This is a genomic window from Alkalibacillus salilacus, from assembly GCF_030812915.1.
GTDB classification, from domain to species: Bacteria; Bacillota; Bacilli; order Bacillales; family Alkalibacillaceae; genus Alkalibacillus; species Alkalibacillus salilacus.
This window is the reverse complement of sequence record NZ_JAUSTQ010000012.1, coordinates 50,417-72,722: the sequence shown is the minus strand read 5'-3', so window position 1 is coordinate 72,722 and position 22,306 is coordinate 50,417. Positions and strand designations below refer to the sequence as shown.

20 protein-coding genes are annotated in these 22,306 nt (G+C 41.3%); 3 read left to right on the top strand and 17 right to left on the bottom strand.

Features of this window, described 5'->3' with window-relative positions; genetic code table 11:
- Positions 1–100 precede the first annotated feature (100 nt).
- Complete coding sequence (locus J2S77_RS12385; RefSeq protein WP_306977801.1) at positions 101–307, top strand: hypothetical protein; 207 nt, start codon at positions 101–103, stop codon at positions 305–307.
- Positions 308–328: 21 nt separating this feature from the next.
- Here J2S77_RS12385 and J2S77_RS12380 read toward each other — a convergent pair whose 3' ends face one another.
- The 3 genes from J2S77_RS12380 to J2S77_RS12370 are packed head-to-tail and all read right to left on the bottom strand — an operon-like array spanning position 329 to position 3,308.
- Positions 329–1,270 (bottom strand): nucleoside hydrolase, encoded by a 942-nt coding sequence (locus J2S77_RS12380; RefSeq protein WP_306977798.1) that lies wholly within the window; start codon positions 1,268–1,270, stop codon positions 329–331.
- Positions 1,271–1,282: 12 nt separating this feature from the next.
- A complete protein-coding gene (locus tag J2S77_RS12375; protein ID WP_370871842.1) occupies positions 1,283–2,386 on the bottom strand; it encodes an NAD(P)/FAD-dependent oxidoreductase in 1,104 nt (367 codons plus the stop codon).
- 16 nt (positions 2,387–2,402) lie between these two features.
- Complete coding sequence (locus J2S77_RS12370; RefSeq protein WP_306977792.1) at positions 2,403–3,308, bottom strand: DMT family transporter; 906 nt, start codon at positions 3,306–3,308, stop codon at positions 2,403–2,405.
- A 422-nt stretch (positions 3,309–3,730) separates the two neighbouring features.
- Between J2S77_RS12370 and J2S77_RS12365 the strand changes: the two genes are divergently transcribed.
- Positions 3,731–4,723 (top strand): nuclease-related domain-containing protein, encoded by a 993-nt coding sequence (locus J2S77_RS12365; RefSeq protein ID WP_306977790.1) that lies wholly within the window; start codon positions 3,731–3,733, stop codon positions 4,721–4,723.
- 203 nt (positions 4,724–4,926) lie between these two features.
- On the opposite strand, the gene rbsB is transcribed toward J2S77_RS12365, so the two are convergent.
- The 7 genes from rbsB to J2S77_RS12330 form a co-directional block, all read right to left on the bottom strand.
- On the bottom strand, positions 4,927–5,871 hold the full coding sequence (gene rbsB / locus J2S77_RS12360; RefSeq protein WP_306977788.1) for a ribose ABC transporter substrate-binding protein RbsB: 945 nt from the start codon (positions 5,869–5,871) through the stop codon (positions 4,927–4,929).
- A 52-nt stretch (positions 5,872–5,923) separates the two neighbouring features.
- Positions 5,924–6,796: an ABC transporter permease subunit gene (locus tag J2S77_RS12355; protein ID WP_370871844.1), complete on the bottom strand. Its 873-nt coding sequence runs from the start codon at positions 6,794–6,796 to the stop codon at positions 5,924–5,926.
- A gap of 67 nt (positions 6,797–6,863) precedes the next feature.
- Positions 6,864–8,354: a sugar ABC transporter ATP-binding protein gene (locus J2S77_RS12350; protein WP_306977786.1), complete on the bottom strand. Its 1,491-nt coding sequence runs from the start codon at positions 8,352–8,354 to the stop codon at positions 6,864–6,866.
- Positions 8,354–8,746: a D-ribose pyranase gene (rbsD, locus tag J2S77_RS12345; RefSeq protein WP_306977784.1), complete on the bottom strand. Its 393-nt coding sequence runs from the start codon at positions 8,744–8,746 to the stop codon at positions 8,354–8,356. The genes J2S77_RS12350 and rbsD overlap by 1 nt, the downstream gene beginning before the upstream one ends.
- A gap of 1 nt (position 8,747) precedes the next feature.
- Complete coding sequence (gene rbsK, locus J2S77_RS12340) at positions 8,748–9,644, bottom strand: ribokinase (protein WP_306977781.1); 897 nt, start codon at positions 9,642–9,644, stop codon at positions 8,748–8,750.
- Positions 9,644–10,642, bottom strand: a complete 999-nt coding sequence (locus J2S77_RS12335) for a LacI family DNA-binding transcriptional regulator (protein WP_306977779.1) — start codon at positions 10,640–10,642, stop codon at positions 9,644–9,646. The genes rbsK and J2S77_RS12335 overlap by 1 nt, the downstream gene beginning before the upstream one ends.
- A 405-nt stretch (positions 10,643–11,047) precedes the next feature.
- On the bottom strand, positions 11,048–12,685 hold the full coding sequence (locus J2S77_RS12330; protein ID WP_306977776.1) for a YvbJ-related protein: 1,638 nt from the start codon (positions 12,683–12,685) through the stop codon (positions 11,048–11,050).
- Positions 12,686–12,816: 131 nt separating this feature from the next.
- On the opposite strand from J2S77_RS12330, the gene J2S77_RS12325 reads away from it, so the two are divergent.
- Positions 12,817–13,695 (top strand): DUF6574 domain-containing protein, encoded by an 879-nt coding sequence (locus J2S77_RS12325; RefSeq protein ID WP_306977774.1) that lies wholly within the window; start codon positions 12,817–12,819, stop codon positions 13,693–13,695.
- A 100-nt stretch (positions 13,696–13,795) separates the two neighbouring features.
- On the opposite strand, the gene galU is transcribed toward J2S77_RS12325, so the two are convergent.
- From galU to J2S77_RS12290, 7 genes are all read right to left on the bottom strand, one after another.
- On the bottom strand, positions 13,796–14,677 hold the full coding sequence (gene galU / locus J2S77_RS12320) for a UTP--glucose-1-phosphate uridylyltransferase GalU (RefSeq protein ID WP_306977772.1): 882 nt from the start codon (positions 14,675–14,677) through the stop codon (positions 13,796–13,798).
- 137 nt (positions 14,678–14,814) lie between these two features.
- Positions 14,815–15,240, bottom strand: a complete 426-nt coding sequence (locus J2S77_RS12315; RefSeq protein ID WP_306977770.1) for a VanZ family protein — start codon at positions 15,238–15,240, stop codon at positions 14,815–14,817.
- 452 nt (positions 15,241–15,692) lie between these two features.
- Entirely contained in the window at positions 15,693–17,192 is a 1,500-nt protein-coding gene (locus tag J2S77_RS12310) for an AbgT family transporter (protein ID WP_306977768.1), read from the bottom strand.
- 19 nt (positions 17,193–17,211) lie between these two features.
- On the bottom strand, positions 17,212–18,513 hold the full coding sequence (locus tag J2S77_RS12305; protein WP_306977766.1) for a helix-turn-helix domain-containing protein: 1,302 nt from the start codon (positions 18,511–18,513) through the stop codon (positions 17,212–17,214).
- A gap of 6 nt (positions 18,514–18,519) precedes the next feature.
- Positions 18,520–19,761: a M20 family metallo-hydrolase gene (locus J2S77_RS12300; RefSeq protein WP_306977764.1), complete on the bottom strand. Its 1,242-nt coding sequence runs from the start codon at positions 19,759–19,761 to the stop codon at positions 18,520–18,522.
- Positions 19,762–21,069, bottom strand: coding sequence for an amidohydrolase (locus tag J2S77_RS12295; RefSeq protein WP_306977763.1), 1,308 nt, complete (start codon positions 21,067–21,069; stop codon positions 19,762–19,764).
- 3 nt (positions 21,070–21,072) lie between these two features.
- On the bottom strand, positions 21,073–22,248 hold the full coding sequence (locus tag J2S77_RS12290; protein ID WP_306977761.1) for a M20 metallopeptidase family protein: 1,176 nt from the start codon (positions 22,246–22,248) through the stop codon (positions 21,073–21,075).
- Positions 22,249–22,306: the final 58 nt, after the last annotated feature.

Genomic DNA, 22,306 nt, shown 5'->3' with positions numbered 1-22,306 from the left:
CGCCATCCCCACTTCATCGCGATAACACATAAATAATCAATGACAAGAGTTGAATTTCATTGCCATGTATTTTACACATAATTATGGACTTGACTGTATTTTGAGTCAAGTCGATGGTAAAGCCAATTTACTCGATGGTATGACGAGCACACTCGATGGTATTTGCGATAGACTCGCTGGTAAACTTCAAATAGTCGATGGTATTTCCCTTCAGTTCGATGGAAAACGTCGTAACCTCGACGGAAAATGTCCATTTGACGATAACAAAGATCTCATCAATCAAAAACGCCGAATGCATCTAATCTGAATGCATTCGGCGACATAGCTTTTAACCTCTTAAATACTCAAAAAACAACTCCACAAAGCGTTCGCGATCGACATCATATAACACGTGAACATTTGGCTCGTGATCAGTATTCCGTAAGTGGTCTACTACAGTTGCACCAGCCGTTTCACTTCCACTAGTCTCAACCGTGACGTAGTAGTCATCACCTTCAAATAACGTCGGGTCAATCACATAAGCCACCGCACATAAATCATGCAGGCGCAGAACATCTCCGTGGTAGCTCTCTAAGAATGGTGAATCTCCTTGAGCATCCATATAATGAGTTAGCATACCGTGTAATTTTTCGGTCAAAGGGGTGCCAATCTCTTTCATCGCAGCGACTTCTGACTGTGTTAAGTATGCTTTATGTGTGACATCCAAGCCACTCATGATAATCGGCAGCCCACTTTGCATGACCACTTCAGCCGCTTCAGGATCGACATAAATATTGAATTCTGCTTGCGGTGTCACATTGCCACCTAAGACAGCGCCACCCATAATCGAGATTTGTTTAATTTTATGTTTTAGCTCTGGGTGAGCGAGTAACAACGCACCCACATTCGTCATCGGTCCTGTCGCAACGATCGTCACAGGTTCATCAGCTTCACGTAAGACATTGACCATCGCTTGAATGGCTGGTTGATCACTTTCTTTTAACGTTGGCTCAGGAAATGTGACACCTCCAAGTCCGGACTCACCATGGATGTCACCCGCGATCATTAAATCACGGATAAAAGGTTTCTCAGAACCGCGCGCAATTTCGACATTACGGCCTAAGTAGCTTACGAACCTAAGCGCATTGTCGATCACCTTTTCTTGCGTCTGGTTACCTGCACTAGTCGTAATCAATTTCACATCAATATCTTCATGACGCAAGCCTAATAACAGCATCATCACGTCATCGATACCTGGATCGCAATCAATAATAACTGGTTTTTTTGCCATAAAATCACCTCGTTAAGTTTGTCTAAGTGGATTTAAATGATCAATCGTTTGATCTATTTTGTTTCCTGTCGCTAATTGAGCTGCTAACTTCCCAACATACGGGCCGATCGTTAAGCCTGAAGGGCCCAGTCCTGTTGCGACCGTTAAGTTTGAAAAAGCATTAACCCTACCAAGCAACGGCTTCCCATCAGGCCCCATCGGACGAAAACCAATCCGCACGTCTTCTAAAGTTGCTTCGACTAAGCCAGGCGCGACATCCAATCCTTCATGTAACACATCATGCACGCCACCTGCTGTTAATCGATAATCAAAACCACTACCCGCTTCACGCGTCGCTCCCATCACGACACGTCCACCTTCAAATGCGAGCATATAATGACTGGATTGTGGTAATACAACAGGCCATTCGGCGGTTTCTTGAGATAACGTTAAATGAGCGATTTGTCCACGCTGTGGTTCGAGTGGCAACTCTATTCCAAGTGGTTTCAACAAGTCATTCGTCCAAGCACCCGCCGCGACGATCACCTCATCCGCCTCAACACGTTCTTGGTTTATGTAAGCGACCACTTGATCACTACTCACCTCTAATGATACGCTTTCTTCCAAATATTTACCATCACAATTTTGAAACGCTTGCAATAATGCCCGGTTCAATTTCGCACCATCTACTCGGGCACCACCCGAAACATAAACCGCTTGCACATTATCTTTAAGAGGCGGAAACATGGCTTGCGCCTCCTGATTCAATAACGTTTTTATGTCACCTACAAATGAGGTCTCTTCCCGTTTCGTTACCGCTTCCTGATAAAGTTCCTGCAAAGTCGCTTCATCTTCTGCAAGTGCCAAAGCTCCGCACAATCGATAACCCGTATCACTAGCGCCATTTTCCTTCAACGACTCCACTAAATCTGGATAACGAATCGCACTAGCGCGAGCTAACTCATACAAATCAGGATCTTTACGCGCACTGACCCAAGGACAGACAATTCCAGCTCCAGCATAAGTTGCCTGCCCTTCCATTTTGGAGTCAACTAGCGTGACATCCTTCCCTTTTTTCACTAATTCATACGCCGCCGAAGCACCTAGAATACCTCCACCGACCACTAACACATGCATTCTCATCACCTCATGATTAAACAAGTTTGCCACGCCGTTTTTTAAGAAAATACTCCATGGCGCCTGTACCGAAGAAAATACCGATAATAATTAAGACAAAACCAATAATATGCTCCGCCATAATCACTTCTCCTAAGAAGACAGCAGAACCAATAATCGCAAATAATGTGTTTAAATTTGTAAAAATCGCTGTTTCAGCAGGGCCGACTTTTTTAATCGCTAAATTATAAGTCATATGGCCAAATGCTGTCGCACAAATCGCACTAAACAGAAAGACGCTACCGAGATGCCAGTCAATTACACGCGTCATTTCGCCGATATTTGCACCTAGCACCTGACTAATGATGAATATGAAAAACGAGCCAAAAACCATCATATAACCCGTGATTAATCGAGGATCGAAATCAGCCTTCAACTTACTAATTAAAACAAAGCTAAAGCCTTGAACGACAACCCCTAAAAAGACAAACACATCACCATATGAAAGCGATCCAAGTCCACCGTCACCCGTTAACGTCGTAAGCGCAACACCTGAGAAGCCGAGCAAGAACCCAATCATTCTTAAAACATTCACCTTTTGTTTAAGAAAAATCACCGACATTAACACCGTAATAAGCGGCACTAGCCCTAGAATAAGTGACCCATTCACACCTGATGTCCCTTCTAATCCGATTGCGATAAACGCATGGTGTAGCACCACATTAAACGCGCCTATGTAAGCCATCACGGTCCATTCAGATTTCTTCGGAAACCGAAAAATGCCGAGAAACATACAAATAATTAAAACCGCAACACCTGCAGTAAACACACGAAAACTATTCAATAAAAGGGGATCGACCGCTTCTACTAATACTTTAATAGAAGATAAGTTCATCCCCCACATGAACATCACTAAAAATAATAAACTGTAAATTTTCCACATAAGCCGTCACCTTTTAACTATGATTCTACCACTTTACAAAATTTCGTGACTAGAAGCAAACAAATGAACTATGAAATTTTTGGTGGCAGATGATATTTGCTTGCAACTCGATGGTATGCACGGCGCTGGCGATGATATATGCCTCCGACTCGATGGAAAACTCAGCGCAAATGATGATATCTGCCTCCGACTCGATGATAACCTGTGCTAAGTCGATGGTATTTGCCGTATCGCTATGCTACTAATTTTAAATAAAAATAAATTTTCACTAATTATAATTTATCAAAATTTTATGAGCTAATATTGATCTATAGAGAAATTTATTGAAAGATAAACTTAATAACCATTTACAATCTTAATAATTGATCACTAGCCTTTTAAAAATAATTCAGATATACTTTTAATAAAAAGGAGTTACCCACGTGAACCTATTACCTCTTCAATCTCCACCAGAACTATTACAACTTGAAGCTCTCACCCGTCGCTACCGCCAACGAGATGAATTTTATGAAAAAATCGAAAACAACTACCATCGTGAAAAAGCAGGCTATTTAGGTGAAAAAGCGTTACAATATTATTTCAATCTATTAAAACACGATTCATCCTTCACACTCTTCGACCTCCGAGCAAAAGCCAACACCCATTATTTTCAGATTGATGCTCTCCTCATCACCCGCCAATTTATACTCATTGTCGAAAGCAAACATACAAAAGGTGTCATCACTCAAAATAATGCGAAACAAATGATTCAACATGTAAATGGTGAATCCAAAGCTTTGCAACACCCTCTCCATCAAGCTGAGATTCAACGCAGACAACTCGAAAATTTCCTCATCACACACGAGCTCAATCATTTACCGATTTTCATATGTAGCACCTTCACGCACCCCGAAGTGATCTTAGATATGCAGGATCAACCTGATAATTTATTCACACACCACTATCTACTTCAACATATTTATGATTTAATCGAATCCCATTCTACACCTATTATTTCGGAGCAGTTAGCACGGAAAATCGGTTTGAAATTAAGACATCATCATACCCCCCGCAACCGTCATTTAGCTGATTATTATAAACTAAGTGAACGCGATTTTATTCGGGGTGTGTTTTGTAGTGAATGTGGTGCAGCGGGTATGAAGAGAATTTATGCCAACTGGGAATGTTTTAAATGTCATAAGCAGCAAAATCAAGCGCACATTGCTGCTCTGCAAGACCTAATTTATTTAAAACAAGAGATATATTTTTCGAATCAACAAGTAAGAGATTGGCTTAATTTAGAATCTGAACATACATGCAGGCGTCTGCTAAACCTTTTTCCTAAAATCGGATCATACAAAGGTACGAAATACAATCTATCATCATTAATTCCCAATCATTTCATTAACTCAATTTCAATGCGCGATGGAAAATGAGTTGAATTCGATGATATCCGCTCATCACTCGATGAAAAGCCTCTCAAACTCGATGATAACCGCGCATCACTCGATGGGAAATCCTACAACCCCGTATGATATATGCCCAGCCCCCGACAATACCCATCTTAAGTAAAAAAGCGAACTACTTACCCAACTAGATAAACCCCAGCTAACGCTGGGGTTCTCCATCTATTACTCCATTATTCAGCTGTTACCATCTCTAAATCAACTGCTTCGAAATCGTCTACTTCTTCGCCGTTAGCAATCGCCATTGCGATTTCAACACCGCGTTCACCAATGACAGTTGGTTGTTGCGCGACAGTTGCATCCATTTCTCCATTTTCAATTGCTTCTACAGCATCATCGATTGCATCAAAACCAACAACAGTAACATCTTCTTGACCTGCTGCCTCTAACGCACGCACAGCACCTAGTGCCATTTCATCGTTGTGAGCAAATACAGCGTCAATTTCATCGCCTGTTTGTAGGATATTTTCCATAACGCTTAAGCCTTCAGCTCGCTCGAAGCCTGCTGGTTGTTGCGCTACTACTTCAATGCTATCTTCCTCATCTACAACATTGTGGAAACCTTCACCACGTTCACGGGCGGCTGATGAACCTGGAATTCCTTCAAGTTCTACGACGTTACCTTCACCGCCAAGTTGTTCGACAATGTAATCAGCTGCCATTTCACCGCCGACAACGTTATCAGAAGCAACGTGAGCTACGACTTCGCCACCATCAGCACTGCGGTCAATTGTCACAACTGGAATATCCGCATCGTTTGCTGCTTCAACAGCAGAAACAACCGCTTCAGAGTCAGTAGGATTAATAACTAAAACATCTACTTCTTGTTGAATTAAATCTTCAATACTACTTAACTGTTGAGCTGAGTCATCTTGAGCATCAACGACTGTTAAATCCACTCCCTCTTCTTCAGCTTTCGCTTCTGCACCTTCTTTAAGTGTCACGAAGAACGGGTTATTTTGTGTTGAAACAGCTAAGCCAATATGCATACCGTCATCACTTTCAGCATCACTGTCACCTTCATCATTATTATCTGAAGTTGGTGACTCTGTGGAACATGCTGCTAATAAACCAATTACTAAAAATGCCAATAAACCTAATTTAAACTTTGAAAACATTGTGTTTTCCTCCCCAATCATAGAATAGTATTTTTACCCATCAGCTAAGTTACTACGACTTTTGACGATCCAATAAGACTGCTAGAAGAATGACCGCCCCCTTTACGATTTGCTGATAATTAGATGAAACACCTAATAAATTCAAACCATTGTTCAGCACGCCGATAATTAGCGCACCAATCAAGGTTCCAAATATCCAACCACGACCTCCTGATAAACTAGTACCACCTAGTACGACGGCCGCAATGGCATCTAATTCATAAGTAAAACCTGCGTTCGGTGATGCAGAGCCTAATCGTGATGTCAAAATAATCCCTGCTAATGCAGACAATGCACCAGTTAAAGAATAAACACCGATTTTCACACGATTAACTTTTATTCCAGATAAAATAGAAGCTTCTTCATTACCGCCCAATGCATATACATGGCGTCCGAATACAGTTTTCTTCAAGATAAATAATAAGATAAAGAAAATCACGAACATGATAATAACCGGAATCGGAATACCAAATAAGTAACCACGACCAATTAAATCGAAAAACTGACTATCTGTGAAACCCGTTACAGGTCGGCCCTCCGTATAAACAAGGGCTAAACCTCGGAACATGGTCATGGTCGCAAGCGTTGCAATAAACGGCGCCACTTTCCCTTTCGAAATGACAAGGCCGTTAAAGGCACCCAAGACCGCACCTGCTAAAACACCTAGCAATACAGCCAAAATCGGATCTAATCCACTTGCCATCATTCCAGCTGTTAAGGCTCCTGCTAAAGCAAGAGTTGAACCAACAGACAGATCAATTCCACCCGTCAAAATAACGAATGTCATACCAAATGCTAATAAACCGACAATGGTAACCTGTCTAAGCATGGTTAATAAGTTATCTAAACTAAGAAACTGTGGACTCATAATACTTAGTCCAATCATAATCACGATTAAACCAAGCAACGGTCCGATCTTTTGCAGGATTTGTCCTACTGATTGATTTTTCACGTTACTCCCCTCCAGTCGCTGCGTACATAATTTTCTCTTGAGTAGCATCTTCACGTTTTAATTCGGCTCCGATTCGCCCTTCATGAATTACTAAAATCCGATCACTCATACCTAAGACTTCCGGCAATTCTGAAGAAATCATAACGATGCTGACTCCTTGCTTCGTTAATTCATTCATAATGTGATAAATTTCTTTCTTTGCCCCGACATCAACACCTCTTGTCGGTTCATCTAAAATTAAAATCTTTGGATTAATTCCGAGCCATTTTCCAATAACCACTTTTTGCTGATTGCCACCACTAAGCATCCTAACTTCTTGATTTTGACCAGCCATCTTCACATTCAAACGCTTAACTAAATCATCAACGAGTTCTTTTTCACTCTTTTCAGATAAAACGGTTTGATGTGAAACCCCTTTCAAATTAGGCAACGATAAATTTTCTTTTACTGACATAGACAATACAAGTCCCTGTTCTTTGCGGTCTTCTGTCACGAAACCAATTCCAGCATCAATTGCATCAGTCGGCTTTTTGATATTAACTGGTTTTCCTTCTATCGAAATTGAACCGCTTTCAATTGCACGGTAACCAAATAAGGACTGCATGATCTCTGAACGTCCTGCACCCATCAGGCCAGCTACACCGAGGATTTCGCCTTCTCTTAGATCAAAATTAATATCATGAAAGGCATCAGACGTTAGACCCTCAACTTTCATTTTGACTTCACCAATTTCAGCATCCCGCTCCGGATAAAGCGTGCCTAATTCACGGCCCACTAGCATTTGAATAATCTCTTCATATTCAACCGTTTTAGTATCGCGCGTGCCGATATACTCACCATCACGTAAAATCGAAACGCGATCACAGATCCGATAAATTTCTTCCATCCTGTGTGAAATATAAACAATACCAACTTCCTGCTCACGAAGTCTATCAACCACCTCAAATAACCGCTCGATTTCACGGTCCGTTAATGCAGCCGTAGGTTCATCCATCACAATCATTTCCGCATTAACCGAAATCGCTTTAGCAATTTCAACCATTTGTTGCTGACCAACCGAAAGATTGCCCGCTAGCGCTAATGGATCAAGGTCAATGCCTAGCTGTTGGAGATACTCCTTAGTTAACTGTTTCATCTTTTTCGTATTAGTTACGCCTGTTTTTCCGTACTTCAATTCACGCCCTAAAAACATATTCTCCATGACCGTTAAATACGGAATGATGTTCAATTCCTGGTGAATGACAGCAATGCCTGCTTTCTCCGATTCTTTCGGATTATTAAATTCAACTGCCTCACCTTTTACATAAATTTCACCTTCATCACGGCTGTGAATCCCAGTCAAAATTTTCATTAGTGTCGATTTCCCTGCTCCATTTTCACCTAATAATGCGTGAACTTCTCCTGGCAAGACTTCAAAATCAACATTGTTTAATACTTTATTACCAACAAAGGACTTGGAGATTCCCTTCATTTCCACAATTGGTTGCGTCATTAAAAAATCACCCCAGCTCGTAATATGACATTGGCAAACGGTGTGACCTCACCCGTTCTAATCACCACTTTGGCATCCTGAGTAAGCTCTTTAAACCGTTCATGCGAGACATAATCGACTTCACCACTATATTGATTAAAAATTTCTTTTTGGACATCTGCGTTGCTCGTTTTAATCTCTTCTGCTAGCGTGATATGTTCCACTTCCATATCTGATAATACGACCTCTAACGTGTCAGTAAAGCGTGGTTGACCTTTCTTTAAAGCCAAATCAATTCTCGGAACATGATCTGGAACAGGTAAACCACAATCTGAAATGACAATCGTATCTGTATGACCAAGTGATGCAAGCACTGTTGCAATATCACTGTTGAGTACACCCTGTTTTTTCATATTATCCAAGCTCTCCATTCAATAATTTCATCACGTCTTCTCGGTTAGGCATCCCAGTTTGTGCACCGAATTGGCTCACCGATAATGCACCAGCCGCATTGCCGAAACGAGCTGCTTCAGCATATGATTGACCCTCTGCAATCGCGACCGCAAAGCCTCCGTTAAAGGTATCGCCTGCACCTGTTGTATCAACGACATCAACTTTATAACCTGGAACGATCGAAGCTTCACCGTCTTCAACCATGTGCACGCCTTCAGATCCATAAGTCACGAAAAAGCGGTCTCGATTGTCTTTATAAAAAGTATCTTTTTCCTCATCATCAATTAAAATCTTCAACTCATGTTCATTTGGTGTTAAAAAGTCCACCTTCTCTAACAAGTTGAGATTTATTGACCGAATCGGTGCTGGGTTCATAACCACTTTCACACCATGTTGATTCGCTAGGTTAACGACTTCTTTCACACTTTCTAACGGAATTTCAAATTGTAACAGCACAATATCACTTGCTTTAATATCCTCTTCGTATTGGCGAACCATTTCAGGTGTTACATGATTATTTGCGCCCGGAACAACGATGATCGTATTATCGTGATCTGCCACGGTAATATGAGCAATCCCTGTTGGAACACCTTCAATTGTCTCGACCTGACAATGATTCACGCCTTGCTCTTTCAAGTTATTAATTAACGGCTGACCAAATGGATCATCACCCACACAGCCAATCATCGTTACGTCTGCACCTAGCTTAGCTGCAGCAACTGCCTGATTCGCACCTTTACCACCAGGAATCGTTTGGAAATCTTGACCCAATAACGTTTCACCCTTATTCGGAAAACGCTCTGCTTGGGCTACTAAATCCATATTAATACTTCCGATGACCGTCACTTTTGCTGCCATTAATTATCTTCCTTTCTTATTCGATCAGTAGATTGTCGCCATTCTAACGTTGGCTGGTAAATATGCTCTGTTTCATCAGCAGTTTGACCAGAAATAAGCGACATCAACGCATCAGCTGCCTGTGTGCTCATCTCGTAGATGGGCTGCGACATGGTTGATAATTCCGGGATCGTCATACTACTTAAATCAATCCCGTCAAATCCGATAATCGCTAATTCTTGAGGAACTTTAATCCCTAATGATTCTGCTCCTTTCAAAGCCCCGAGTGCCATAATATCGTTACCAGCAAAAATACCGTCTATCTCTGGTTGTTCTTGCAACAATTGCTTAACTGCTTTAGCTGATTGTTTTTGGTCAAAATCACCTTGAACAACACAATGTTCCTGAAATCCGTTAGTTTGTTGCATGATCTTGTAATAACCTTCGTAACGTGCCGTAGCGTTTTCAACATGCTCAGGACCTCTAACATGAGCAATACGCTTACACCCAATGTCAATTAAATGTTGTGTCGCCTGCTCAGCCCCCACCGTATTATCCACCATAAATGTCGGTACATTTTCATGTATCGAACGGTCCAACGCAACAATCGGCATATCATATTCATCAATTAGATCCCGTTTTAACGTATTTGAAACAATAATTGCACCATCAACATAACGCTGTTTCATAACATCTAAGTATAGTCGTTCCTTTTCTGGATCCTCATCTGTATTACATAAAATCGTTGTAAACCCTTTTTCAATCAAATAATCTTCTACACCCCGAACAAGTTCAGGGAAATAAGGGTTCATAATATCCGGCACCATAATACCAATCGTTTTCGACTCTTTCTTATATAAACTTCGAGCAACCGAATTCGGTTGATAATTCAACCGAGCAATCGTCTCTTTCACTTTCTCACGCGTCTCTGGATTCACATAACCATTATCATTCATCACACGCGAGACTGTTGCAACAGAGACATTCGCATCCTTTGCCACATCTCGAATTGTCGTCACATTGATCACCTTATTCATTTTCACTACATTCATATGTAAACGGTTACACATTATGTTTAATAAAATGGATTACGTTTTGTGTAACCCGTTACATGCATTCTATTATAAGAGTAATTAATTTGTAAAGACATTTTTATAAAAAATTCAGATTAATTGAGCTTTATGATCGTCTTAATAGATGTGTAAACGAGACTCGATGATATTGCAAAACAACTCGATGATATTTTATCTCAGGCGATGGAAATACCTCGCAACTTGCTGATATCCTCTTTCCACTCGATGGTAACGCTTCTGAACTCGATGGAAAAACTCTTGAACTCGATGATATTCTCTCTCCACTCGATGAAAAATCTCTTACAACACAAAAAACCTCTTATCCTACAAATAGGATAAGAGGTTTTATCATCAATACCAACCCACAACATCATCTGTTTCAAACTGATCCATCTCTTCGCTATCTTGGATAAACCAATCGCCTTCGTTTTCATCATAGTATAATTCGTATTGCCAGATATATGATGAAGACTCTTTGTTTAGTTCACCTTTATCACCTTCAGGATAAAAACCAGCGTAAAACGATAATTCTGTTAAAACATCAACTTGGTAAGTTCCGTCTTCTTCATAAATGTCGAAGTAACCTTGGTCAACCCTAACGTCGCTAACTTCACCTTCATAAAACAATGAATCGGAGCGTAGACTATCAAAGTTATTTGCGATATTACTCAAATATTCTTCACTTTCCATCACACTAAAATGGCTGATGTCGCGGTCATGATAAGCGTCGATCCATTCGTTAGCATGTTGAACGACACGATCAAACACGTCTTCTCGGACAGATTCCTGATTTGAACTATCTACTGATAATTCTACGGTTTCCATCCCTTCTGTTACACTAACTGCTTCTGATTGAGATTCGCCCCACGGATATTCATAGACGGCTTGTAGAGTTGTGGTTCCATCAAACTTCACAGGACCAACGCTTTCCAATTCACTAGCAACGCCAACTTCCTCATCATTTAACAAGACCGTCGCTTCATCCATATCGACATCTAATGCCACTGATTCGCCTTCAAATTTAGCTTGTACTGAAGCATTAACTACATTTTCTTCCCAAAAATCGATTTCAAATTCATCTTCAAATTGGCCGTAAACACCATCGTGATAAATTTGAACGGTATACTGACCTGGTAATAAGCTATCGAATTCAACCGTTTCATTTTGAACAGAGGTCGTGACTTGATCATGACCGACCAATTCAATCGTTGTCTGATCAAAATTAGCTCCCGCTTCAATTTCAACTTGGCTCAACTCAAACTGATATTGAGGATAGACGAAGAATTGACGATCTGATTCATTCGCATAGATTAATTGATTAGATGCATCTTCCCCTTGCATTTGCTTATGTAATTGATTTAACAATTGGTCTAATTGATCAGGATGATTATTAAAATATGATGCAAACTGATCAACGTAACCATCAGGGACTGCTTCGCTACGATTATGAACCAATCTTTCGCTTAAATAATCTGCGTCACCGTTTGTCACGGCTTGCTCTAACTGATCAATTTGAGCCTCATCACCATATAAGTAGTTTCCTCCAAAATAAGCGCCTACGACTAATACCACTAAAAATAACGGAATTGACACCCATAAGGCTACTTTCCCTTTAGACTTTTTCAGTTTTCTAGTCTTCGGCTTTGATTGCTGAGGTTTCGCCTCAACTTGTGATTGGGGCCCTGATGTGTTTGAAGCATTAAGTGACTCTTCATTAGTTTCATTTGATGATTCATGATTTTCGCCCAATGATACATCTACATCTAAAGTCTCACCATTATGATATTCATTTTCACTAGTAACTTCTTGTTCCACCGAATGATTATCATAATGAGTCACTTCCTCATTAGTTTGGTTCACTTTATTTTTTTCGCCATACGTTACTTGCTCACTTCCCCCTTGATCTTGGTTCAAAGCAAACGGTTGGCCACAATTCGCACAAAATCTGGCTCCCTCTTTCGCTTGCTTGCCACATTCCTTACAAAACATTCAACTCCCCCTCATTTTTTGTCAATAAACCTACACCTTTTATGATAAAATATGCTCATATTATATCAATGATTGGAGAAGTTTGGTATAATTTATCCTAAATTTGATTTAAATAAAAAGGAGTGTATGACATGGCAAACTTAATTTGTCAGAATTGTAACCATCAACAGGATGATGGAAAGTTTTGTGAGAATTGCGGAAGCCCGCTTGCAACTCAAACTTCGGAATCACAGCAAACATACGAACAACCAGCGCAAACGCATCAAGCACAGCCACAACCAGAATATCAACAACCTGTACATAATCAAGCAGCTGCCACAACGGCAACAGCGACAGCTACTGGCCCAAGCAAAGGTGACCAAGCCAAATCCTTTGCAAAAGATTTCTGGAACTACTTAACGTCAACTGTTAAAAAACCTGATCTTGCTTTAAAACAAGATGAATCGACTATGTGGCACAGTATTTTAACACTCGTCTTAATCCCTATTTTTCTATCATTAGGCGTTTACTTTTTAGCCAATACGTTCTATCAAAATATGTATGGTGACATGATGGCTGGTTTTGAAGGGGCTTCAAGTGAATCCTTACCTTTCTTCCAGCTAGTTAGTCGACTTGCGTTCGGATTTATTTTAGTTCTATTATCTGGTCTTATTTCTACCTTTATTGCGCTTAAAATCGGTAAAGTAGAGATGTCGATTCAAGCAACTGTATCCCAATACGGAGCGTTTGCGGTTCCATTTTTATTTTTAAGTGCTCTAACAATCATTACAGGTTTAAGTACATCAATTCAATTTACGAGCATTTTATTAGTAGCAACACTTTTCCCATTTATTTTTGTAGCACCAGCCGTGATAACAACGTATAATATTAATAAATTTAATGAAAACCAACCATTAGTTTATGCAAGTATCGCTAGTTTCTTTATGACAGCCATTATCTTGTATATCTTGTTCTCAATTTATCTCGAAAATTTAATCTACAACTTAGAAAACGTATTAGGCGGATTTTAAAAGCTTCCTATTACATTGGGGCGTTCCTGATTGGAGCGTCCCTATTTTTTGCTAAAATCTCATAAACGTCATAAAAAAAAGCCCTAACCAAGTTAGGACTTCACTGCTTCGTCTTATACGTTTCCAATAAGCCTTGCATAAACTCTAATAGTTCATCTCGTACATCATCGCGTTCTAGCGACATTTCGATCGTCGTTTTAAGGAAACCTTTAATCTCACCAACATCATAGCGGCGGCCTTCAAAGTTATAGGCAAAAACGGGTTCTTTATGGTTCAATTCTTGAATCGCATCGGTTAATTGCACTTCATTTCCTGCACCGAGCTTTTGTTGATCGAGATACGTCATAATATCTGGATTCAAGATATAACGTCCCATGATCGCTAAATTCGAAGGCGCTTCATCAACAGATGGCTTCTCTACAAATGAATTGACGCGATAGCGGCGCCCTTCTTGTGCCATGGGATCAATGATGCCATAACGATCCGTCTCTTCTTCAGGCACCGTTTGCACACCAATCACAGAATGGCCAGTTGATTCATAGTCATCCATTAATTGTCTTAAAGCTGGCTTGTCTGAACGCACGATATCATCGCCAAGTAAGACGGCAAACGGTTCATCACCGATAAATTTACGGGCGCACCAAACAGCATGTCCTAGGCCTTTAGGTTCTTTTTGGCGAATATAATGGATATCCACTTTTGACGTTTCGGTCACTTCATTTAATAGGTCGAATTTTTGCTTCTCTAACAAAGCATCTTCCAGTTCATACGCTCGGTCAAAATGGTCCTCGATCGCGCGCTTGCCTTTTCCAGTTACAATCATAATATCTTCAATACCTGATGCAATCGCTTCTTCAACGATATATTGAATCGTCGGTTTATCTACAATTGGCAGCATTTCCTTAGGTAACGCTTTCGTCGCTGGTAAAAATCGTGTCCCTAGTCCAGCTGCTGGAATAATTGCCTTTTTCACTGGTTTCATCGTGCATCCTCCTCGATTATCTAATCCACTTGGTTTTGTCATATTTACTCGTGCAAATTTGGTCGAATAAGCTGTCATCTATATTATCTTTCAGAATAAGCTATAAACGTGATTTTTTCAATTTATATGGGTGGTCTTCAGTGTCTAAATTTTGACCACAATAAATAAACGCTTAAACCAAGCACAGCTCCTGCCGAATCGATTAACACATCACTCATTTGTCCAGCTCGTCCATCGATAAATGTTTGGTGATACTCATCAGAGGCTGCATAAAAGACGGACACACCTAATGCGATCACGACTCGATTCACCGTCCGCGAATTTGGTGAGCGAATTGCATTCATGAGTAAAATCACTAATACGAAATAAACAAATACATGCGCACCTTTCCTTACGAGCAAATGTATAAAGGCTGTATCTTCTGTCACAAATGGTAATAGATTTAGTACGATCTGCATAACGCTACCACTTAAATCACTAGATTCAGTCCCTGGTTGATGGGAAAAATAAAAAATTAACGCCATCCACAAAATGACGAGTAACCACGATGTCCACTGGCGCATGGCTGAGCTCCTTTAATAATGTTTATATCTAATATAACATGATGTCTTACTTATTTAACGTGTGAATTTTGATTAAGATTATTTCAGCAAGGCGCCGTTATCTTATGAATTTCGGCGCGCGCCGTTATATATCAGCGAATGCCGATATATTTGAGATGGCGCCGTTATATTCCAAAAGTCGCCGTTATTTTTTCAAGCGCGTCGATAAAATCTGTGAGGCGCTGATATCTAGTTTTTATCGGCGACTTACCTGATCAAAATTAAAGTTTAACCATCATGGTCGCTGATATCGGAATTTTATCGGCGACCGAATCCAATTCAGTTTTACTGAACAACAATCTTTTCTATTATAAAATTTAAAATAATTATTATGAAGAGCACTACTCTCACATCATTAAATCAGCCCATAAAAAAGCCAACTCTATCATAAGTATAGAGCTGGCTAGTCAAAATTACATCATCATATTTACACCTGGGCCGAGTGGGATACCTGTTAATGCGAAAATAATTAACAGGACAATCCAGATACCTAGGAAGATCAAGCTGTATGGCAACATGAGGGATATGAGCGTCCCCATACCGGCTTTCTTATCATACTGTTGCATAAATGCTAACACGATCAAGATATACGGGTTCAGCGGTGTAATAATGTTCGTCGATGAATCAGCAATACGATAGGCTGCTTGAATAAAGGCTGGGTCGTAATCAAGTAACATAAACATCGGCACGAAAATCGGTGCCATCAGCGCCCACTGTGCAGAGCCACTGAATACGATTAAGTTTAACACAGCTGTTAAAAGCACAAAGCCAATAATAACCGGAAGTCCTGTCATATCAATGCTCGTCAAAAATTCTGCACTGTTAACTGCTAACCAAGTCCCTAAGTTACTCCAGTTAAAGTAGTTAATGAACTGAGCAGCTGCGAAAATTAACACAATATAGCTCGACATGTCCTTCATTGCTTCAGCCATATATTTCGGAATATCGCCTGATGTCGTGATCTTCTTCACTGTCACACCGTAAGTTACACCAAGTGTGATGAAGAATAATAAGAGAATCGGAACAATATTATCTAAAAATGGCGACGGAATCATGCTTCCATCTTCACCTCTAAGGGGTGAATTTGGCCAGAATAATGTTAAGGCAACTAATCCTAAGTAAATAAGACCTGCAATGACAGTATTGCGTAGACCACGAGATTCTTCAGCAGTCACTTCTTCAAATGAGTCCTCGAAATCACCGGTGTATTCTCCTAATTTCGGTTCGATAATCCGCTCAGTAATTTGCGCACCAACAAATGCCAAAATCACAACTGACGCAATCATGAAGTAATAGTTATCAACGGGGGTTACGTTAACTGAATCATTGACGGCTTTAGCCGCTTCAGTCGTAATTCCAGATAAAAGCGCGTCCGTTCCTGCGATAATCACGTTTGCCGTAAAACCAGCACCTGTACCTGCGAAACCGGCCGCTAAACCTGCAAGCGGGTGACGTCCAACCGTATAGAAGACCATCGCTGCCAATGGTGGAACGAGGACGAACGCCGCATCTGACGCTAGGTTACCGATAATACCTGTGAAAATAACCGCATAAGTCACTAAGGCTGGCGGTGCGTTTAAAATCGATTTTTTGATCGCTGTTTCTAATAAACCAACTCGTTGTGCTAGACCGATACCAAGCATCATCGCTAACACTAGACCGAGCGGTGCGAATCCGGTAAAGTTATCGAGCATCGACCCTAAAATATATTGCAGGCCTTCACCCGATATTAAACTTTTAATCTCTAAAACTTCCCCACTACCTGGGTGCTCAACTGTCGCTCCAACAAGGCTAAATACTAGTGATAATAGCATCACGAAGACGGCTAAATATATAAATATAAAGAACGGGTCTGGTAGTTTATTCCCCCACTTTTCAACCTTGTTCAGGAACCCTTTTTGCTCGTTTTCCATTCTTCACACTCCCTTACCTCTAAGATGGGTTTAATATTTGATAGACTTTCTTCGGGCGCCCGCGTTGTCCGGACTCTTCACCGACAATCTTAGCTAACCCGACCTCTTCTAAATCAACTAAAATTCGCCGCGCATTTCGTTCAGATCGCTGTAACCAATGGGCTAATTCTTGTGCTGTTAGTTCGTCTTTTTCATAATGATGAATTAAGGCATAAATGCGTGATAACTGTGTTGGATTAATTGATAATTCATTTAAACGCTCTAACCAATCCTCATCGGCAATGCGCTGTTGCGTTAACATCGGAAAATTTTGCTGACTAACCGATAATACTTCCTTTTCTTCGTTCACTAAGACAATCCGGTCGTACTCTGGCTCACCTGCGTAACCAAAAGCGACTTGCAAATGCTCATCTGCTTCTAAAACCGTATGACCATAGCCAATGCCAACTCGAATGTCTAATCCACTTTGAGCAGCCATTTGATCAATACGCTCTCTAATCGAATGTTCTTGCAAAAATATGTCCACATCCCCCCTTGTGGAATAAATAAAGTATTTACCGCCACCAATTTTCACCATTGACCCGTTCACTTGTTCAGACATTTTCAAAATCGCTCGGTGTAAATCAAGCTCTTGGTGCTGAGTTTGATAAGGGACGAAACCTTCAGCGACGGCCGATGGATAGATCACATCCACTCCTAAGATGACGAATTGCTTTTTCTGATAAGAGTGGGTATATGCCCGCTGTTTCAAATAATCAAGTGCTAATTGAATCGAAATTTCTGATGGAACAACTCGGTAGACAGGCACGCCACGTGCTTTTAATTTTCTGTAAACCGCATGAATACACGTAACAGCGACAGCCGTGTCTCCCTGGTCATATTTTTGCTGATGAAATTCGACTATCTTTTCGTGAGGCTCGTAGTATTGACCTTGACTCACTTGATGAAATTGAATCACTTGCAATTGCTCCGAATTTAAATGTTCTTCACCAATCGTATCGAGACTGATTTGGTCAACCATGTAACCAAAATCTATGAAAATATTAAGCAAAACCGACAATAAACTCGATCCGTGTAACGTCGCATATGCCCCTTCTTCACTCGTGATCACGCCTGTATCTATGGCATATGAGTAAGGGTAAGGGCCAGAAAACAACCATTGATCAACCTTATATCGATGCTGTTCTATGATTGATTTAACATCTTCAGTGTTTTCATATGAATAAGGATAAGCACGGATGCCTTCTAACTTATCAATAACTTCTAATGATCGTTCTACTGAATCTTCAGGTCCAAGAACACCAATAACCACTTCTTTCATATGCACCTACTCACTTTGACTCATATTCTTATAGTATGTTGCAAGCATCTGCACACCTTTTTCCAAATCGTCTAACGTGGCATATTCATCTGGATGATGACTCAAACCATCTCGACAAGGTATGAAAAGCAAACCGGATGGCCATTTCGTACTCATATTCATGACATCATGTCCTGCGCCACTATCCATGACAAGCGGTTGCAAATCTAGATCCTCTCCTAATTGAACGAGCAACTCCCTTAAGTCTTTATCCAATAAAATCGATGTGTTATTAACGAGTTCTTGAATCTCAAACTGAGTTGTCGATGTTTCTTCAAGTTTTGCCACATAACCTCGAATAGCATCAGCGACTCGTTTTTTCAAATCGTCGTCCACACTTCTAATATCGATTCCGATTTCAACTGTGTCCGGAATCACGTTCATCACATTAGGACTCAAATCAACCGTACTAACAGTGGCGACTACTGGGGTTTTCTGCTCTTCGTTTAATTGCTTCGTAAACGATTGAACATACGGCACAAGTGGTGCGATCGCAACAAAAGCATCGTTTCGTTTATCCATTGGCGTTGTTCCCGTATGTCCGGCCTTTCCTTGCGCTTTAACTTTGAGACGAATCGGTGTCGCGATTCCATTAACGACGCCAACATCATAGCCGTTATCTTCAATTTGAGTCCCCTGCTCAATATGCAGTTCAACGAATGACTTGAAATCATTTGGACCGCGTTCAGCTTTGGCAAATTCAGACCAATTGTAGCCACAAGCTTGAACCGCCTCCTTAACGGTAACGTTTTCAAGATCACGGACGTCACCAATCGACTCATCTAATAAGCCTGTCATCGCTTTACTGCCAACTGTTGAAACGCCGAATCGCGCTGATTCTTCTGACCGAAACACAATCACTTCTAAGGAATGCTCAGGGGTAAAACCATCATCTTTCAATTGTTTAATCGCACCGAGCGCTGTTAACACACCAGCTACCCCATCATAGCCACCGCCATTGACGACGGTATCTAAATGTGAACCAGATGCGACTGTGGGCAAGTCTGGTTTTGACCCTTCCCAACTAGCAATCACATTACCCGCTTCGTCTTCACGAATCGACAATCCTAATTCTTCCGCTTTTCTTTTAAAAACAGCAATCGAATCATCTTCTTCGGCCGTATAGCTCAATCGTGTAAAACCTTGAGCTGAAGCCATATCGTCAACTAAATTTAAATCGTCTAAAGTCTCCTTCAACCACTGCTTCATCTACATCGTCTCCTGATTGTTTAAATACTGAATCGTGTTTGCAAACGTTGATACAGCAGTCTTTAACGAATATTCATCAAAATCAAATCCTGGGTGATGATGACCATATGGAATCGAACTTGGGAAAATCATGAACGTCGCTTTACCGCCATTTTCCTGCACGCGATTCATCATGAATGTCACATCTTCAGACGCGCCTAATTCGATTGTGTCGAGAAAATTTGTGATAAATGGGTTATCTTTATTGGCTTCAGGTAAAATCGTCAACCATTCTTGATCGCACACGCCATTTAACGCTTCACCCATGAAATCAATCGTTGTTTCCACGTCATACATGTCGCCGCTGGCCTGTAAAATCCGTTTCGCTTGCTCCATCATATATTGATTAAGCTCCGTCGTTTCACCGCGAATTTCCATTTCCATACGTGCTTCTTCTGCAATCACATTTCGTCCGCTTCCTGCGTCCAAACGACCCACATTCACACGCGTTGCCCCGTCTTTATGACGTGGAATCGCATTTAAATTTACACTAGCTGATGCCGCTGCAAGTAACGCATTTTTACCTGCATTCGGCTCGACACCTGCATGCGCTGATTTGCCTTGATAGTGAACATCGAATTTAGCACTCGCTAAAAATCGAGTCGACGTCATCGCCACATGGCCGGCCGCTTGATCACCAATTCCTAAATGACCACTTAAAAAGTAATCAACATCATCAAGCCAACCTTTAGCAACCATTGATTTCGCACCGCGCCCACCTTCTTCAGCAGGCTGGAACAATAACGTATAGCGTCCATTTAATTCATTTTGATAATCATGTAAAAATCGTGCGACACCTAATCCGATTGTTGTGTGTCCATCATGACCACAGGCATGCATGCGACCTTCCTGCTTTGACCGAAAACCTTCACGCACTGGTAGATGATGTTGATCATCACTCTCAAGGATTGGTAAGGCATCAATATCAAAACGCATCGCTGTGTGAGGACCTGTGCGTCCTGTGTCTAAAACAGCGACCACACCTGTTAGACCACCTTTTACTTGTTTAAGAAAACTTTCCGGAACACCATATTCACGCGCACGCTCTTCCGCTTCATCTATTTCCACTTGAGACGGCACTCCATAACGCTCACCTGGTACAAGGGCATCTGTCCCAACATATGTCGTAAAACCTAGCGCTTCAAGTTCTTCCATCACTCGATAACTCGTGACATATTCCGTAAACCCAAGTTCGGGCGTTTGGTGAAATAAGCGCCTTTTTTCCTGCAAATAGGTCGAAAGCGATTCCGTAAATTGATTTACATCCATCTGTTACGCCTCCTTTAAGTCATTTAACACGTCAATCGCTACTTGTGTCATCATGTTCACACCATAGCTTAAACCATCTTCATTTAGACGGAAATTCGGATCGTGCAACGGCTTCTGACCTTCCCCTATTGATGTTCCTAACCAGTAATAAACGCCAGGATATTTTAATAGAAAGCGACCGAAATCTTCGCCACCTAAACTCGGCGTCACATGCGGTGCAGCTTCTTCTCCGTACTCGTTAATCACCGTTTCATGCACGCGTTCTGCCCATTTTGGCGTATTAATCGTTGCCGGATAGCCATCTAAATATTCGATGTCGGCTGAAGCACCCATCGATTCAGCAACGCCATTCACCACATCATGAAATCGTTGCTTCACTTTATCCTTCATATCATTCGACTGCGTACGAATCGTGCCTTCAAGCGTGACTTCATCAGCAATCACATTATAACGATAGCCACCTTCAATCTTGCCAAACGTAATCACAGCTGGATCAAACGGGTTCGCATTACGACTAACAATTGTTTGCACCGAATTTATCACTTGATTCGCCGCCACAATCGCATCAACCGTGTCGTGCGGCATTGACGCATGTCCGCCAGATCCACTAATCGTGATTTTAAACCGATCAGAATTCCCCATCATCGGTCCAGCCACAACACCGAACTGCCCGACTGGAAGACCTGGCCAAACATGTTGAGCGACCAAGACATCCGGTTCGATTTCATCAAATACACCATCATCCATCATCTGCTGCGAACCACCCGTCGGGGAATTCTCTTCAGCGGGTTGGAAAATTAATAATACAGTGCCCTCGATTTCATCTTTTCGAGCCTGCAAATTGCGTGCCGTCCCTAAAAGCATCGCCGTATGCGCATCATGCCCACACGCATGCATTTTGCCGTCTACTTCCGATTTAAAATCCTCATCCGCTTTTTCTTGAATCGGAAGCGCATCAATATCCGCGCGCAAACCCACTGTCTTACCAGGCTTCGAGCCTTCAATTATGCCGAGCACACCTGTTTCCGCATAGCCCGTTTTATAAGGAATCCCATATTCATCTAATTTCTGTTGAATCTTCTTTGAGGTGTTATACTCCTCACCACTCAACTCCGGCTCACGATGCAAGTCTCGCCGAAACTCAACCACTTCCGTCATGATGTCTTCAAACCGTGCCATATATTGATTCACACCTTCTTAGCTAATTTCGGAATCATTACGGACATTTTCCGTTAAT

What these genes read in the sequence shown, in the direction of transcription:
- J2S77_RS12315 (WP_306977770.1), bottom strand. Translation starts at nt 15,240, where the DNA reads ATGCGCCAGTGGACATCGTGGTTACTCGTCATTTTGTGGATGGCGTTA.
- J2S77_RS12370 (WP_306977792.1), bottom strand. Translation starts at nt 3,308, where the DNA reads ATGTGGAAAATTTACAGTTTATTATTTTTAGTGATGTTCATGTGGGGG.
- galU (WP_306977772.1), bottom strand. Translation starts at nt 14,677, where the DNA reads ATGAAACCAGTGAAAAAGGCAATTATTCCAGCAGCTGGACTAGGGACA.
- J2S77_RS12355 (WP_370871844.1), bottom strand. Translation starts at nt 6,796, where the DNA reads ATGATTGGACTAAGTATTATGAGTCCACAGTTTCTTAGTTTAGATAAC.
- J2S77_RS12295 (WP_306977763.1), bottom strand. Translation starts at nt 21,069, where the DNA reads ATGGATGTAAATCAATTTACGGAATCGCTTTCGACCTATTTGCAGGAA.
- J2S77_RS12375 (WP_370871842.1), bottom strand. Translation starts at nt 2,386, where the DNA reads ATGCATGTGTTAGTGGTCGGTGGAGGTATTCTAGGTGCTTCGGCGGCG.
- J2S77_RS12380 (WP_306977798.1), bottom strand. Translation starts at nt 1,270, where the DNA reads ATGGCAAAAAAACCAGTTATTATTGATTGCGATCCAGGTATCGATGAC.
- J2S77_RS12325 (WP_306977774.1), top strand. Translation starts at nt 12,817, where the DNA reads ATGGCAAACTTAATTTGTCAGAATTGTAACCATCAACAGGATGATGGA.
- J2S77_RS12300 (WP_306977764.1), bottom strand. Translation starts at nt 19,761, where the DNA reads ATGAAGCAGTGGTTGAAGGAGACTTTAGACGATTTAAATTTAGTTGAC.
- J2S77_RS12310 (WP_306977768.1), bottom strand. Translation starts at nt 17,192, where the DNA reads ATGGAAAACGAGCAAAAAGGGTTCCTGAACAAGGTTGAAAAGTGGGGG.
- J2S77_RS12290 (WP_306977761.1), bottom strand. Translation starts at nt 22,248, where the DNA reads ATGGCACGGTTTGAAGACATCATGACGGAAGTGGTTGAGTTTCGGCGA.
- J2S77_RS12305 (WP_306977766.1), bottom strand. Translation starts at nt 18,513, where the DNA reads ATGAAAGAAGTGGTTATTGGTGTTCTTGGACCTGAAGATTCAGTAGAA.
- rbsK (WP_306977781.1), bottom strand. Translation starts at nt 9,644, where the DNA reads ATGGCAGCAAAAGTGACGGTCATCGGAAGTATTAATATGGATTTAGTA.
- rbsD (WP_306977784.1), bottom strand. Translation starts at nt 8,746, where the DNA reads ATGAAAAAACAGGGTGTACTCAACAGTGATATTGCAACAGTGCTTGCA.
- J2S77_RS12330 (WP_306977776.1), bottom strand. Translation starts at nt 12,685, where the DNA reads ATGTTTTGTAAGGAATGTGGCAAGCAAGCGAAAGAGGGAGCCAGATTT.
- J2S77_RS12350 (WP_306977786.1), bottom strand. Translation starts at nt 8,354, where the DNA reads ATGACGCAACCAATTGTGGAAATGAAGGGAATCTCCAAGTCCTTTGTT.
- rbsB (WP_306977788.1), bottom strand. Translation starts at nt 5,871, where the DNA reads ATGTTTTCAAAGTTTAAATTAGGTTTATTGGCATTTTTAGTAATTGGT.